Origin of the sequence: Stenotrophomonas sp. CASM106 (assembly GCF_049384825.1) — a bacterium.
GTDB classification, from domain to species: domain Bacteria; phylum Pseudomonadota; class Gammaproteobacteria; order Xanthomonadales; family Xanthomonadaceae; genus Stenotrophomonas; species Stenotrophomonas muris.
Window position 1 is genome coordinate 56105 of record NZ_JBMRFS010000002.1, and the last position, 14972, is coordinate 71076.

Annotated in this window: 16 protein-coding genes and 1 tRNA gene; 15 read left to right on the forward strand and 2 right to left on the reverse strand. The window is 67.3% G+C overall.

The genetic code is table 11. The features are described from left to right. Positions 1 to 16 precede the first annotated feature (16 nt). Positions 17 to 970 carry an AAA family ATPase gene (locus VG556_RS03955; RefSeq protein ID WP_032958559.1) on the reverse strand — a complete coding sequence of 318 codons (954 nt, stop codon included), beginning with the start codon at positions 968 to 970 and terminating at the stop codon, positions 17 to 19. Between the two features lie 42 nt (positions 971 to 1012). On the opposite strand from VG556_RS03955, the gene VG556_RS03960 reads away from it, so the two are divergent. Then, on the forward strand, positions 1013 to 2848 hold the full coding sequence (locus VG556_RS03960; RefSeq protein WP_100449551.1) for a glycosyltransferase family 39 protein: 1836 nt from the start codon (positions 1013 to 1015) through the stop codon (positions 2846 to 2848). A gap of 102 nt (positions 2849 to 2950) precedes the next feature. Here the strand turns inward: VG556_RS03960 and VG556_RS03965 are convergent, their stop codons facing one another. Continuing rightward, positions 2951 to 3520: a Maf family protein gene (locus VG556_RS03965; protein ID WP_046429198.1), complete on the reverse strand. Its 570-nt coding sequence runs from the start codon at positions 3518 to 3520 to the stop codon at positions 2951 to 2953. Positions 3521 to 3633: 113 nt separating this feature from the next. Between VG556_RS03965 and VG556_RS03970 the strand changes: the two genes are divergently transcribed. From VG556_RS03970 to VG556_RS04035, 14 genes are all read left to right on the forward strand, one after another. Beyond that, positions 3634 to 4143, forward strand: a complete 510-nt coding sequence (locus VG556_RS03970; protein WP_049404889.1) for a YceD family protein — start codon at positions 3634 to 3636, stop codon at positions 4141 to 4143. A gap of 107 nt (positions 4144 to 4250) precedes the next feature. Beyond that, entirely contained in the window at positions 4251 to 4445 is a 195-nt protein-coding gene (gene rpmF / locus VG556_RS03975) for a 50S ribosomal protein L32 (RefSeq protein WP_004154640.1), read from the forward strand. A gap of 91 nt (positions 4446 to 4536) precedes the next feature. After that, a complete protein-coding gene (locus tag VG556_RS03980; RefSeq protein ID WP_014646186.1) occupies positions 4537 to 5514 on the forward strand; it encodes a beta-ketoacyl-ACP synthase III in 978 nt (325 codons plus the stop codon). Between the two features lie 77 nt (positions 5515 to 5591). After that, positions 5592 to 6374 (forward strand): serine/threonine protein phosphatase, encoded by a 783-nt coding sequence (locus tag VG556_RS03985; RefSeq protein ID WP_046429200.1) that lies wholly within the window; start codon positions 5592 to 5594, stop codon positions 6372 to 6374. Positions 6375 to 6533: 159 nt separating this feature from the next. Next, the gene (gene fabD / locus VG556_RS03990; protein WP_032958546.1) at positions 6534 to 7478 is read left to right on the forward strand and encodes an ACP S-malonyltransferase; all 945 of its coding nucleotides are present in this window, start codon (positions 6534 to 6536) and stop codon (positions 7476 to 7478) included. Between the two features lie 82 nt (positions 7479 to 7560). Next, complete coding sequence (fabG, locus tag VG556_RS03995) at positions 7561 to 8304, forward strand: 3-oxoacyl-ACP reductase FabG (protein ID WP_005408312.1); 744 nt, start codon at positions 7561 to 7563, stop codon at positions 8302 to 8304. Between the two features lie 152 nt (positions 8305 to 8456). Then, positions 8457 to 8696, forward strand: a complete 240-nt coding sequence (acpP, locus tag VG556_RS04000; protein ID WP_005415509.1) for an acyl carrier protein — start codon at positions 8457 to 8459, stop codon at positions 8694 to 8696. A 143-nt stretch (positions 8697 to 8839) separates the two neighbouring features. Next, positions 8840 to 10102 (forward strand): beta-ketoacyl-ACP synthase II, encoded by a 1263-nt coding sequence (gene fabF / locus VG556_RS04005; protein WP_010483818.1) that lies wholly within the window; start codon positions 8840 to 8842, stop codon positions 10100 to 10102. 92 nt (positions 10103 to 10194) lie between these two features. Beyond that, positions 10195 to 11559 carry an aminodeoxychorismate synthase component I gene (locus VG556_RS04010; protein WP_100449552.1) on the forward strand — a complete coding sequence of 455 codons (1365 nt, stop codon included), beginning with the start codon at positions 10195 to 10197 and terminating at the stop codon, positions 11557 to 11559. A 192-nt stretch (positions 11560 to 11751) separates the two neighbouring features. After that, the gene (gene mltG / locus VG556_RS04015; protein ID WP_014646191.1) at positions 11752 to 12813 is read left to right on the forward strand and encodes an endolytic transglycosylase MltG; all 1062 of its coding nucleotides are present in this window, start codon (positions 11752 to 11754) and stop codon (positions 12811 to 12813) included. Beyond that, entirely contained in the window at positions 12810 to 13475 is a 666-nt protein-coding gene (tmk, locus tag VG556_RS04020; protein WP_032958538.1) for a dTMP kinase, read from the forward strand. The genes mltG and tmk overlap by 4 nt, the downstream gene beginning before the upstream one ends. Next, positions 13472 to 14428 (forward strand): DNA polymerase III subunit delta', encoded by a 957-nt coding sequence (locus VG556_RS04025; protein ID WP_100449553.1) that lies wholly within the window; start codon positions 13472 to 13474, stop codon positions 14426 to 14428. Before tmk ends, VG556_RS04025 begins: the two co-directional genes overlap by 4 nt. After that, a complete protein-coding gene (locus VG556_RS04030; protein WP_005412452.1) occupies positions 14425 to 14778 on the forward strand; it encodes a PilZ domain-containing protein in 354 nt (117 codons plus the stop codon). Before VG556_RS04025 ends, VG556_RS04030 begins: the two co-directional genes overlap by 4 nt. 117 nt (positions 14779 to 14895) lie before the next feature. Next, positions 14896 to 14970 (forward strand) — tRNA-Val (locus VG556_RS04035). Positions 14971 to 14972 lie beyond the last annotated feature (2 nt).

Here is a 14972-nt window from a genome sequence, read left to right on the forward strand (position 1 = left end):
CAGCGTGTGGCCACCTTCAGTCCACCGCGACGGTCTGCAGGATCGCCCGCGCCAATGCCGGCCCGGAGCTGGATTCGGCCTCCGCCACCAGGCGATGGCCGGCCACTGCCACGAACAGGGTCTGCACGTCTTCGGGCACCACATGCCCGCGGCCGAGCAGCAGTGCATGCGCCCTGGCGGCACGCAGCAGGGCCAGCCCGGCGCGCGGTGACAGGCCCACGCGTACGCCGGCATGCTGGCGGCTGCGGGTCAACAGTGCCTGCACGTAGTCGATCAGCGCGTCGCTGGCGTGTACCTGGCCAACGGCTTCACGCAGCGCACGCACCTGGGTGTCATCCAGCTTCGGCACCGCGCGGGCGATCAGGTCGCGGCGATCGCTGCCACGCAGCAGCTCGCGCTCGGCCTGCACGCTCGGGTAGCCCATCGCCAGCCGCAGCAGGAAACGATCGAGCTGCGAATCCGGCAACGGGAAGGTGCCGGACAGGTCGACCGGGTTCTGCGTGGCGATCACGAAGAATGGATCGGGCAGTGGATGCGTCTGTCCATCCAGGGTGACCTGCTGCTCGGCCATCGCCTCCAGCAACGCACTCTGCGTGCGCGGCGGTGCGCGGTTGATCTCATCGGCCAGCAGCACGTGGGTGAACACCGGGCCGGGGTGGAACTGGAACTGGCGGCTGCCGGCCTCGTACACCGATACGCCCAGTACGTCCGCCGGCAACAGGTCGGAAGTGAACTGCACGCGCTGGAAGCTGAGGCCGAGGCTGCTGGCCAATGCATGCGCCAGCGTGGTCTTGCCCAGCCCGGGCAGATCTTCGATGAGCAGGTGGCCGCCGGAAAGCAGGGCGACAAAGGCCAGCCTGACTTCCGGCACCTTGCCCAGTACCAGTGCGTTCACCTGATCCTGTGCCTCCCGCAGGGCCTGGCGCAGTTGATCGGTTAGCATGCTGGGATTGGGGGACGAGGCTGGCATGATCGTCTCAGGTCTGGAATCCACTCGATTATCCATAGAGCAATGCAAGGCGAACAGCGCGCGCGGGCAATATTTCTCTGGTTATGGACGCTGATCACAGCGGCCAAGCTGGTGGTGGCTGCACGCCTGCCGCTGTTCGTCGATGAGGCGTTCTATTGGCAGGAAGGCCAGCACCTGGCCGCCGCCTATTCCGACCTGCCGGGGTTGACAGCATGGCTTGCACGCCTGGGCGTGGAAATCGGTGGCCATCACGTGCTCGCATTGCGCCTGCCGTTCCTGGCCATCGGTGCGTTGCTGCCGTTGCTGGTGGTGCGCATCGCCACGCGCTGGTTTGGCAACGTCGCAGGGTGGCAGGCGGGCAGCCTGACCCTGCTGATGCCGCTGTCGGCCACGCTGGGCCTGCTGGCCGTGCCGGATGTGCCGATGGCGCTGGCGGCGGTGATCTGCCTGCACGCCGGTGCGCGCCTTCTGCACAACGTGGATGCGTCGTCGGCGATGAAGCTGGCGCTGGGCCTGCTGATCGGTGCGCTCAGCCACTACCGTTTCATTGGCGTCATCGGTGTCGGCTTCATTGCGCTGCTGGCGCTGCCGCAGGGCCGCCGCATGCTGGCCGACCCGCGCGTATGGGTGGCGCTGGCGGTGGGTGTACTGGCCTGGCTGCCGTTGCTGGCGTGGAATGCGGACAACCATGATGCCGGCCTGAAGTTCCAGGTGGTCGAGCGCCACCCGTGGACGTTCGAGTGGGAAGGGCTGTGGTTCCTGGTGATCCAGCCGATGCTGGTGACGCCGATCCTGTGCATCGCGATGTGGAAGGTCGCCCTGGCGGGTACCCGCAGTGGTGGTGGTGTGCGGGTGCAATGGCGCTATTTCGGCCTGGTGGGCGGGGTGTCGACGCTGGGCATCTTCCTGCTGGGCTTCTTCACCGATGTCGAGCGGATCAGTTTCCATTGGCCGTTGCCGGGCTACCTGGCGCTGCTGGTGGCCGTGCCGGTGGTCCTCAACGGCTGGCCACGCTGGCTGCGCCGCACCGGCTGGTGGCTGGCAGCTGCAGGCACCGTACTGGCTTTCGGCTACTACCTGATGGCGTCCACGCCGGCGCTGCGCGAGCAGATGGCCGGCAGCAAGTACTACCCGCGCAACTTTGCCGGCTGGCAGCCGCTGGCCGTGGCGGTGCGCGACGAACTGCGGCAGATGCCGCCGGGCACGCGTGTGCTGGCGGGCAACTTCAAGGTCGGTGCCGAACTGGGCTTCCAGCTGGGCAACGGTGATATCGAGGTGTTGCCGCATCCGCTCAACGACAAGCATGGGCGGACCGCACAGCTGGCACAGTGGGGCCTGCTGCACGAAGGCCCGCGCAGTGCGCCGATGCTGCTGGTGCTGTCACCCAGCGACCAGCGCTACCGCGATCTGCTGGCGCGCTATCACGCGATCTGCGAGCAGGTGGGGCCGTTGCCGGCGCCGCGCGTGGTCAGCAGCGATCATGGTTTCCAGCGCTTCCTGCTGTTCCGGCTGCCGGTGCAGCGCGCGCAGGGGCCCTGCGTGACGCCGGCAATGGCCTGGCTGGATGCACCGTCCAACGGTGAGAAGGTCTCCGGAACGCTCGCCATCAAGGGCTGGGCATTCAAGGATGGCGTGGGGTTGGCGCGCGTCGAAGTGCTGGTCGATGGCCATTCGATTGGCGATGCGCGCTACGGGCGCATGTTCGACATCCGCCACACCTGGCCGGACAGCACCGATCCGCAGCATCCGGCGGTGGGCTTCGACGCATCGCTGGATACCACCACGCTGGCGCCGGGGCGGCATTGGCTTGGCCTGCGCCTGCACGGCCGCGACGGCAGTGTGGAGGCGTGGCAGGAGCAGCCGTTCGAAGTTCGTTGAGGTCCCTTGGTCCTGTAGAGCCGAGCCGATGCTCGGCTGCTTCTGCTACAGATGGCGGGCAGCCTCGAAAAAAACGGCCGAGCAAGGGCTCGGCTCCACCGTTCACGGCACCGCGAATCCAGCCCTGCGCAGCAGGCCGCACAGCGCGATCAGTGGCAGGCCGACCAGCGCGGTCGGGTCGCGGTTGTCGATTGCCTCGAACAGGCTGATGCCCAGGCCCTCGCACTTGAAGCTGCCGGCGCAGTCCAGCGGCTGCTCGGCGGCGACGTAGCGGATGATTTCCTGCGGGTCCAGCACGCGGAAGCGTACTTCGGTCAGATCCAGGGTGGCGAGGGATTCTCCATCCCGCCTGAGACTGATTGCCGTGTGAAAGCGCACCGTCTGTCCGGACATTGCCGCCAGCTGCGCACAGGCCGCCTCGACCGTGCCCGGCTTGCCCAGCGGCTGACCGTTCAGGTCGGCCACCTGGTCCGAGCCGATCACCCAGGCGCCCGGATGGCGGGCGGCCACGTCGGCGGCCTTGGCGGCGGCCAGGCGCGTGGCCAGGGCCAGCGGGGTCTCGGCGCCCAGAGGGGTTTCATCCACGTCCGGGCGTGCGCAGTCGAAGGGCAGGCCCAGCCGTTCCAGCAGTTCGCGACGGTAGCGGGAGGTGGAGGCCAGGACCAGTGACATGTGACAATACCGGGGCAGGGCGCGGCAGTCTGGCCCCTCCACGGCGCCAGCGGCAAGTGCTGCAGGGCGGGCATTTGACAGCGGGCGGTGCGATCCTTAGTATTCAGCGGCTTATGTCCGCGAACGTGCCCGAAACGCTGGATGCCTGGCGGATGGTTGTAGCGCGAAGGCGCTTCGACGGTCAGGTCTCCCTGGCTGAATTGACCCGCCTGCAGGGGTTGGTCGCAGATACCGACGGCGAGTGTGTCTACTCGCTTGAATTCGGTCGCGACGACGTCTTGCGGGTATCCTATGTGGAACTGACCATCGACACCGCGCTGCCGCTGACCTGTCAGCGCAGCATGCAGCGATTCCTGTTGCCGGTGAAGGTGACCCAGAGGCTTGGCCTGATCCGCGACGAGGACGAGGAATCGTCCCTGCCGGAGGAATACGAGGCGTTGCTGGTGCCGGAAGACGGCCAGCTGCGTCCGCTGGATCTGGTCGAGGACGAATTGGTGCTGGCGGTGCCCGTGGTGCCGCTGTCGCCCGACGGTGAAGCAGTCGACAAGGACTGGGCACCGAGCGAAGAAGAAACGAAGAAGGCCAACCCGTTTGCGGCGTTGGCAGCACTGAAGAAACAATAGCAGCCGGATTGTCGTCGGCGGCTGCGGCGAAAGCGAAAGTGTGCTGGGCGCTGGCGTCCTGCGCGACGATACGACGAAGCAAATCGAACCGAGTTTGGAGCAATCCCATGGCTGTGCAGAAATCCCGTGTCACCCCGTCCCGCCGCGGCATGCGTCGTGCCCACGACGCCCTGAGCGCCAAGCAGCTGTCGACCGACCCGACCACCGGCGAAGTGCACCTGCGTCACCACATCACTGCCGACGGTTTCTACCGCGGCAAGAAGGTCATCCAGACCAAGACCTCGGCCGTCGAAGAAGATTGATGTGCCGGGAAGGCCGCTGCCTCCGGGCAGCGGCCTTTGCCTTCTTTCCCGGGCGTGCCGGTGATCGGCGGCCCGCGCAACAGGAAACATGATGAGCAAGCGGATCTATTCGAGGATCGCGGGCACCGGTAGCTATTTGCCGGAAAAAGTCCTGACCAACGCCGACCTGGAAAAAATGGTCGAAACCTCGGATGAGTGGATCCAGTCGCGCACCGGTATTCGTGAACGGCACATCGCGGCCGAAGGCGAAACCACCAGCGACCTTGGCTACAACGCCGCCCTGCGCGCGCTTGAAGCCGCAGGCATCGATGCCTCGCAGCTCGACATGATCGTGGTCGGCACGACCACCCCTGATCTCATTTTCCCGTCCACCGCGTGCCTGATCCAGGCCAAGCTCGGTGTGGCCGGGTGCCCCGCCTTCGACGTCAACGCAGCCTGTTCCGGCTTCGTGTTCGCGCTGGGTGTGGCCGACAAGTTCATCCGCTCCGGCGACTGCAAGCACGTGCTGGTGATCGGCACCGAAACGCTGACCCGCATGGTCGACTGGAACGATCGCACCACCTGCGTGCTGTTCGGCGATGGCGCCGGCGCTGTCGTGCTCAAGGCCGACGAAGACACCGGCATCCTCAGCACCCACCTGCATGCCGATGGCAGCAAGAAGGAACTGCTGTGGAACCCGGTCGGCGTTTCGACCGGCTTCAAGGACGGCGCCAATGGTGGTGGCACCATCAACATGAAGGGCAACGACGTGTTCAAGTACGCCGTCAAGGCGCTGGACTCGGTCGTGGACGAGACCCTGGCCGCCAACGGCCTGGACAAGTCCGACCTGGACTGGCTGATCCCGCACCAGGCCAACCTGCGCATCATCGAAGCCACCGCCAAGCGGCTGGAGATGTCGATGGACCAGGTCGTGGTGACCGTCGACAAGCACGGCAACACCTCCTCCGGCTCGGTGCCGCTGGCGCTGGATGCCGCGGTGCGTTCGGGCAAGGTCGAGCGTGGCCAGTTGCTGCTGCTGGAGGCCTTCGGCGGCGGCTTCACCTGGGGTTCGGCCCTGCTGCGCTATTGATAGTGCAAGTTACGACAATGTGAAGTCTTGTCGTTACGGCCCCTCCGGGGCCGTAACGCGTTTAAGGAGGACCTGTCATGGTTGAGCCCATCGTCATCGAAGGGCAACGTGCCTGGCTGAAGCAGTACGGCAAGGGAAGCCGGGCAATGGCCCTGGGCCTGCTCAATTTTGTTGCGCGCCGTTTCCATCTGGATGCGCTGCGCCCGCCGCCGCACCGCGGTGGCGACGCCGCACGCGAAACCGAGGCCCGCCGCCTCGCGGAACTGCAGGCGCAGGGTGTGAACGTGCCGGACGTACTGGGCACCGGTCATGCCGCGCTGGTGATCGGCGACAACGGCAGCTCGTTCAATACCTGCCTGCGCGAAGCCGACGAAGCCGGTCGCGATCAGCTGGTGATGGCGGCGATGCTGGCCATTGCTGAAGCTCATGCCCGCGGCGCCTATTTCGGGCAGCCATTGCCGCGCAACCTCACATGGGATGGCGAGAAGGTCGGCTTCATCGATTTCGAGGAAGATCCGCTGGAAGTGATGGATCTGTCCGAAGCGCAGGCCCGCGACTGGCTGATGTTCGGTTACGGCGTGGCCAAGTACTACGCCGACCGCCCCGGGCACCTGCAGGCGATGATGGCCGAGGCGATGGGTGACGTTCAGGCGCCGGTGCGCGAGCACGTGCATGCGGTCAGCGGCCGCCTGCGCAGCCTGGCCCGGGTCTGCATGAAGCTGGGCCGTTCGGCGCGCGCGCTGGCCCATTCCATCTTCATCGCCCACGGCGCCAGCACCGCCGGCGTGTTGATGCTGGTGGGCCTGTGCGTGGATTTCCTCGCCGACGGCGACCTGGACGTCCTGCAGCTGTTCTGCTGAGGCTGATAGGGGTCAGATCCCTTTTCCGCAGGAAAAGGGATCTGACCCCGTTGCGCTTGCCCGGCCATTCACCATACGCGTGCATACGCGCACGTACAGACGACACGGCATGTTCCCCCTTATCATGGGCCGCTTCGATTGCAACAAGCGGATGACCGCGTGACCGTATCCACCCTCGCTTTTGTCTTCCCCGGCCAGGGCTCGCAGTCTGTGGGCATGGTGGCCGAGCTGGCCGAACTGCACCCACAGGTGCGTGAAGCCTTCACCGAGGCATCCGATGGTGCCGGCGTCGACCTGTGGGCGCTGTCCCAGGGCGGCCCGGAGGAAATGCTCAACCGTACCGAATACACCCAGCCGGCCCTGCTGGCCGCGAGCATCGGCGTGTGGCGCGCCTGGAACGCCGTGGGCGGTCCGCGCCCGTCGGTATTGGCCGGCCACAGCCTGGGCGAGTACACCGCCCTGGTTGCCGCAGGCGCACTGAGCCTGCATGACGGTGCGCACCTGGTGCGCCTGCGCGGCCAGCTGATGCAGGAAGCCGCACCGGCCGGTGTCGGCGCCATGGCCGCCGTGCTCGGCGCTGAAGACCAGCTAGTGCTGGACGTCTGCGCCGAAGCGGCAGGCAGCCAGGTGGTGGTGCCGGCCAACTTCAATTCGCCGGGCCAGATCGTGATCGGTGGCGACGCCGACGCGGTCGACCGTGCGCTGGCGCTGCTGGCCGAGAAGGGCGTGCGCAAGGCGGTCAAGCTGGCCGTCAGCGTGCCCTCGCACACCCCGCTCATGCGCGAAGCCGCCAACCGCCTGGCCGAAGTGATGGCCGGCCTGTCCTGGCACGCGCCGCAGCTGCCGGTGGTGCAGAACGTCGACGCCCAGGTGCACAGCGGCATCGACGCGATCCGCACCGCGCTGGTCCAGCAGCTGTACCAGCCGGTACAGTGGACCGGGTGCGTGCAGGCGCTGGCTGCCCGTGGCGTCACCCGGATCGCCGAGTGCGGCCCGGGCAAGGTGCTGACCGGCCTGGTCAAGCGCATCGACAAGGCCATCGACGGCCGTTCGCTGGCCACGCCGGGCGACTTCGAAGCCGCCCGCGAGGCATGGTCGGCCTGATCCCCCCTGTTCCTGCCGACCGTACCGGTGGCCGCGGCAAGCGGCACGGGTGCGGCGGTCGCCCCAGCCTGAGGAAAACATCATGAGCAAGCCCCTGCAGGGTGAAATCGCACTGGTCACCGGCGCCAGCCGTGGCATCGGTGCCGCCATCGCCGATCTGCTGGCCGCCCAGGGCGCCACCGTCATCGGTACCGCCACCACCGAATCCGGCGCTGCCGCGATCGGCGAACGCCTGGCCGCCCACGGTGGTCACGGCCGCGCGCTGAACGTCACCGATGCCGCCGCGCTGGACAGCGTGCTCGATGGCATCGCCAAGGAATTCGGCCCGATCTCGATCCTGGTCAACAATGCCGGCATCACCCGCGACAACCTGCTCATGCGCATGAAGGACGAGGACTGGGCGTCGATCATCGACACCAACCTGACCAGCGTGTTCCGCACCAGCAAGGCGGTGATGCGCGGCATGATGAAGGCGCGCAAGGGCCGCATCATCAACATCGCATCGGTGGTGGGCGTGACCGGCAATGCCGGCCAGGCCAACTACGCCGCGGCCAAGGCGGGCATCATCGGCTTCAGCAAGTCGCTGGCCAAGGAAATCGGTTCGCGCGGCGTCACCGTCAATGTTGTCGCACCTGGCTTCATCGACACCGACATGACCAAGGCGTTGCCGGAAGAAGCGCGCACCGCGCTGATCAACGACATCGCCCTCGAACGCCTGGGGTCGCCGGAAGACATCGCCCATGCGGTGGCCTTCCTGGCCAGCCCGGCTGCCGGTTACATCACCGGCGAAACCCTCCATGTGAACGGCGGCATGTACATGCCGTAAGCAAGGGGCGCAGGGATTGCGCCGCAAGTGGTTGATCTGCGGAGGTTTTTGCTGCAATGCAAGGCCGCGCCGGTTTCCACTACACTATCCCACGGCCATCGCCTTTGATGGCGACCACTTTTGAACCACAACTCCATCTGGAGCGAGATCCCATGAGCACCATCGAAGAACGCGTCAAGAAAATCGTCGTCGAACAGCTTGGCGTCAAGGAAGAAGAAGTCACCAACAGCGCATCGTTCGTCGATGACCTGGGCGCTGACTCGCTGGACACCGTCGAGCTGGTGATGGCCCTGGAAGAAGAATTCGAGTGCGAGATCCCGGACGAAGAAGCCGAGAAGATCAGCACCGTGCAGGCCGCCATCGACTACATCAAGGCCCACGTCAAGGCCTGATGTCAGACGGCAGTGCGCGCGCGGGCCCACGCTCGCCGCGCACCGCACCCCATGGGGCCGCAGTTGCGGCCCCGTGTGTTTGAGCATCACACCGAAGCAAACCGCGTTGCCCGTTGAAATCAGCCGGGCCAGGAGAATCAGCAATGAAGCGTCGCGTCGTCGTAACCGGCCTGGGTATCGTCTCGCCGTTGGGCAATGATCTGGCCAGCAGCTGGGAAGGCATCACCCACGGTCGTTCGGGCATCGGTCCGCTGACCAACGTTTCTGATGCCTATCTGGATCGGTTCACCACCAAGATTGCCGGTGAGGTCAAGGGATTCGACATCACCGCCGACAATGAACTGTTCGGCAAGTTCCGGGTCAGCGGCAAGGATGCCAAGAAGATGGACCCGTTCATCCATTACGGCCTCGGTGCCTCGTTCATGGCCCTGCACGACTCGGGCCTGGAGATCACCGACGCCAATGCCGAGCGCATCGGCGCCATCGTCGGCGCCGGCATCGGCGGCCTGCTCGGTATCGAAGAGCAGACCATCGAGTTCCACGAGGGCAAGAAGATCTCGCCCTTCTACGTGCCCAAGACCATCATCAACATGCTGCCGGGCCAGCTGAGCATCATCACCGGCCTGAAGGGCCCGTCGTTCTCGGCGGTGTCGGCCTGCGCGACCTCGAACCATTCGATCGGTACCGCGATGCGCATGATCCAGTACGGCGACGCCGACGTGATGGTGGTTGGCGGTGCCGAGCGTGGCTCGTCGCCGACCGCGCTGGGCGGCTTCTGCGCGATGAAGGCCATGAGCACCCGCAACGATGCCCCGGAACAGGCCTCGCGCCCGTGGGACAAGGACCGTGACGGCTTCGTGCTGGGCGACGGCGCCGGCATCCTGATCCTGGAAGAGTACGAGCACGCCAAGGCGCGTGGCGCGAAGATCTACTGTGAACTGGCCGGCTTCGGCGCCAGCTCCGACGCGTACCACATGACCGCACCGAGCGAGAACGGCGAAGGCGCCGCGCGCTGCATGGCCATGGCCATGAAGGACGCGGGCGTGACCCCGGAACAGGTGGGCTACCTCAACGCGCACGGCACCTCCACGCCGCTGGGCGACCTGGGCGAGACGATGGCGATGAAGACCGCCTTCGGCGACCACGCCTACAAGATGATGGTCAGCTCCACCAAGTCGATGACCGGCCACCTGCTGGGTGCTGCCGGCGGCGTGGAAGCGATCTTCTCGGTGATGGCACTGCAGGACAACGTCATCCCGCCGACCATCAACCTGCAGCAGCCGGGCGAAGGCTGCGACCTGGACTACGTGCCCAACGAAGCACGCCAGGCCAAGGTCGACGTGGTGATGTCCAATGGTTTCGGCTTCGGCGGCACCAACGGCACGCTGGTCTTCAAGCGCGTCTGACCGAGTTGTAGCGTCGGGCCATGCTCGACGCCGCGTTCTACGGAGCCGCCGCAAGGCGGCTTCCGTGCATCTGAACCCCCGAACTGGCCGCCATGACCCACGCACCGCTGATCCACCCGCTGCCGCACCCGATCGATCTGCTGGCCCTGCAGCAGCATGACCCGGCGCGCTTTCCGCTGCTGATGGAATCCACTGCCTCGGGCACCGCGCAGGGCCGCTGGAGCCTGCTGCTGGCCGCGCAGGGCGATCGCCTGCGACTGGATGCGGATGGCCAGGTGCGCGACCAGCACGACGCGGTGCACGCCGGCAGCTTCCTGCAGGTGCTGGACCGTGCCTGGCAGCGCGAACGCCTGCCGCATGACGGCAGCCACAGCCTGCCGTTCCGCGGCGGCTGGGCGTTGATGCTCGATTACGAAGTGGCCAGCCAGATCGAACCGGTGCTGCCGGCGCGCGCACGCGAGGATGGCCGCCCGACCGCGCTGGCGCTGCGCTGCCCGGCCGCGGTGCTGCACGACCACCACAACGATGCCAGCTTCGTCATCGCCGAGGCCGGCGAGCAGGCGTTGCTGGATGCGCTGGTGGCACTGGCCTCGGCCGCGCTGCCCGAAGCCGGGCAGGGCTGGCAGCCGCCGCAGGCGGTGGGCGAGGATGCGCCGCAGCGCTTCACCGACGGTGTGCGCCGGGTGATCGAGTACCTGCGTGCCGGCGATGTGTTCCAGGTGAACCTGTCGCGGCGCTGGAGCGCGCAGTTTGCCGCGCCGGTCAGCCCGCAGGCGCTGTACGCGCAGCTGCGCCGTGCCAATCCGGCACCGTTCGCCGGCCTGTTCAGCGCCCACGGCCGCCATGTGGTCAGTTCCTCGCCGGAGCGGCTGGTGTCGGTGCATGCCGGCCACGCGCAGACCCGTCCGATTGCCGGTACGCGTCCGCGCTTCGAGGGGGACGATGATGCCGCACGCATCCAGGAGCTGGTCGGCCACCCCAAGGAGCGTGCCGAGCACGTGATGCTGATCGACCTGGAGCGCAATGACCTGGGCCGCATCTGCCTGCCCGGCACCGTGGTGGTCGATGAGCTGATGACGGTGGAGAGCTACGCGCATGTGCACCACATCGTCAGCAACGTCAGCGGCCACCTGCGCCCCGATGTGACCCCGGGCGAGGTGATCGCCGCCACGTTCCCGGGCGGCACCATCACCGGCTGCCCCAAGGTGCGCTGCATGCAGATCATCAGCGAGCTGGAGCAGGTGCCGCGTGGTGCCTACACCGGCGCGTTCGGCTGGCTGAACCGCGATGGCGACCTGGACCTGAACATCCTGATCCGCACCGCCGAAGTGGATGGCCACCAGGTCAGCTTCCGCACCGGCGCCGGCATCGTGGTCGATTCGGACCCGGACAAGGAACTGGACGAGACCCGCGCCAAGGCCCGCGGCCTGCTGCGCGCGCTCGGCCAGCAGGGCTGATCCGGTCGGGGTCGGATCCCTTGCGCACCGCGCGAGGGCTCTGACCCCCGCAGTCATGCCGCCGGGCGTTCATCCACGCATGGCGTGGATCTACTGATCGACCGTTGGCCGGCACGCAGGCGCCACCCCGGTCATGACCCCAATCCACCGGCACGGTATCCTGCACGACGGAATCGAGTTCAGAGGTAGTCCATGGCGGGAGCCAAGCGCGGGTGTCTGTTCGTGGTAACGCTGGTGGTGGTGCTGGCCGCCGTCGTGGCCGGCGCGGGCGCGTGGTTCTTCTACCAGCAGACCCGCTTCGCCGACGCCCCGATCACCCCGACCGCCGAGAGCGTGGTCATCGCCAGCGGCGATGGCATGAACAGCGTGCTGCGCAAGCTGCGCGACGCCGGCGTGGACGAGGGCCAGGACACCCAGTGGCAACTGCTGGCGCGCCAGCTCGATGCGGCCGGCAAGCTGAAGGTGGGCGAGTACGCGCTCGGTGGCGAGCTGACCCCGCGCGAGCTGCTGCTGCGCATGCGCGCCGGCAAGGTGCTGCAGCACCGCGTCACCATTGTCGAGGGCTGGAACATCCGCCAGCTGCGTGCCGCGCTCAAGCGCGCCGAGCCGCTGCTGCACACCACCGACAACCTGGATGACGCCGCGTTGATGCAGCGCCTTGGCTTCGGTGGCCAGCACCCGGAAGGCCGCTTCCTGCCGGAGACCTACGTTTACCAGCGTGGCGACAGTGATCTGGACGTGCTCAAGCGCGCCCACGCCGCAATGGAAAAGGCGCTGGACGAAGCCTGGGAAAGCCGCGCGCCGGACCTGCCGATCAACACGCCCTACGAACTGCTGACGCTGGCGTCGATCATCGAGAAGGAAACCGCGCTGGCCAGCGAGCGCCCGCAGATCGCCGGCGTGTTCATGCGCCGCCTGAAGATCGGCATGCGCCTGCAGACCGACCCGACCGTGATCTACGGCATCGGTGCCGCGTATGACGGCAACATCCGCCGCCGCGACCTGACCACCGATACGCCGTACAACACCTATACCCGTGCCGGCCTGACCCCGACCCCGATCGCCATGCCCAGTCGCGACGCGCTGATGGCCGCGGCGCAGCCGGCCGCCGGTGATGCGCTGTACTTCGTCGCCGTGGGCGACGGCAGCGGCGCGCACGTGTTCTCGCCCAGCCTGGACCAGCACAACGCCGCCGTAGCCCGCTACCTGCAGCAGCTGCGCCAGCAACGTACCCAGGAGACCCCGGCGCAATGAGTCCCGCGCTGCTTCGCCACCCGCGTTTCGTCAGCCTGGAAGGCGGCGAGGGCGCAGGCAAGACCACCGCCATCAATGCCATCCGTGACTGCCTGCGCCGCCACGGCCACGAGGTGGTACTGACCCGCGAGCCGGGCGGTACGCCGCTGGCCGAGCGCATCCGCGGCCTGGTGCTGAAGCCCGATGCCGAGATCGCCGCCGAACCGCTCAGCGCCGAAGCCGAGCTGCTGCTGGTGTTCGCCGCGCGCGCGCAGCATGTGCGCCAGGTGATCCGGCCGGCGCTGCAGCGCGGTGCCTACGTGCTGAGCGACCGCTTCACCGATTCCAGCTACGCCTACCAGGGCGGTGGCCGTGGCTTGGACCCGCAGTGGATTGCCGACCTGGAGCGCCGCGCGGTCGGCCTGCTGCCGGGCCTGACCCTGCTGCTGGATGTGGACGTGGCCGTGGGCCGCGCCCGTGCCAATGGCCGCGACCTGTGGCCGGACCGCATCGAGAGCGAGCAGGACGATTTCTTCCAGCGCGTGCGCGCCGTGTTCCGCAGCCGCGCACAGCAGGACCCGCAGCGCTTCGCGCTGATCGACGCCGGCCAGGTGCAGGAACGCGTGGCCGCCGATGTGGTTGCACATGTCGAGCGTTGGCTGCAGGAAGGGGAGGGCGCATGAGCACGTTTTCGCCGTGGCAGCAGCGCGCGTTCGACCAGACCGTGGCTGCGCTCGACGCCGGTCGCCTCGGTCATGGCCTGCTGATCTGCGGCCCGGCCGGGCTGGGCAAGCGCGAGGTGGCGCTGGCGCTGGCCGACCACGTGCTGGCGCAGGGTGATGCAACGCACGCCACGCGTACGCGCCAGCTGATCGCCGCCGGCACCCATCCGGACCTGCAGCTGGTCAGCTTCATTCCGAACAAGAGCGGCGACAAGCTGCGTACCGAGATCGTCATCGAGCAGGTGCGCGAGATCACCGAAAAGCTGGCGCTGACCCCGCAGTACGGCGTGGCGCAGGTGGTGATCGTCGACCCGGCCGATGCGATCAACCGCTCGGCGGCCAATGCGCTGCTGAAGACACTGGAAGAGCCGCAGCCCGGCCGCTACCTGTGGTTGATCAGCAGCGACCCGGCACGCCTGCCGCAGACCATCCGCAGCCGTTGCCAGCGCCTGGAATTCAAGCTGCCGCCGCAGCACGAAGCACTGGCTTGGCTGCAGCAGCAGGGCCACAGCGAAGCATCGGCGCGCGAAGCGCTGGACGCGGCGCGCGGCCACCCCGGCCAGGCCGACAACTGGCTGCGCGAAGACGGTCTGAGCCTGCGCCGTGAAGTAGGCCGCGAGCTGGAACAGCTGGCCGCCGGCAAGACCGGCGCGGTGGAGCTGGCGCAGAAGTGGTGCGCCGATGACAACGCGGCGCTGCGCCTGCGCTTCGCTGCCGACCTGGCGCTGGCCCAGGCCAGCACCGATGCCTTGACCACGCCGGAGCGATTGCACAAGCTTGCAGCCTGGTTCGATGCGGCCAACCGCACCCGCGACCTGCTGCGCACCACGGTGCGTGCAGACCTTGCGGTGGTCGAGTTGCTGCTGGCCTGGAACAAGGTGAACGAGCGGCCTGCCGCAAGGGGAAATCGATGAGTGCCAGCAACGCCCGCCAGGGCATCCTGTCCTTGGCTGTGAAGGACAAAGCCGCGCTGTACAGCGCGTACATGCCGTTCGTGAAGAATGGCGGCATCTTCGTGCCCACGCCCAAGCGCTACTTCCTGGGCGACGAGGTGTTCCTGCTGCTGACGCTGCCCGATTCCAGCGAGCGCCTGCCGGTGGCCGGCAAGGTGATCTGGGTGACCCCGGCCGGCGCGCAGGGCAACCGCACCGCCGGCATCGGCGTGCAGCTGGCCGACGGTGCCGAAGGCGAGGGCGTGCGCCACAAGATCGAGACCCTGCTGGCCGGGCTGACCGGTTCGGACAAACCGACCCATACGATGTGATTCCGGTAGCGTCGGGTCATGCCCGGCTGCGTGCCCCGAAATGCCCGTGAACACGACTGTGAAAAACTGTTGACGGCCTCTGAAAAGCCCCTATAATGAGCGGCTCAGCAACACACCGGGCGGTTAGCTCAGCGGTAGAGCATTGCCTTCACACGGCAAGGGTCACAGGTTCGATCCCTGTACCGCCCACCATG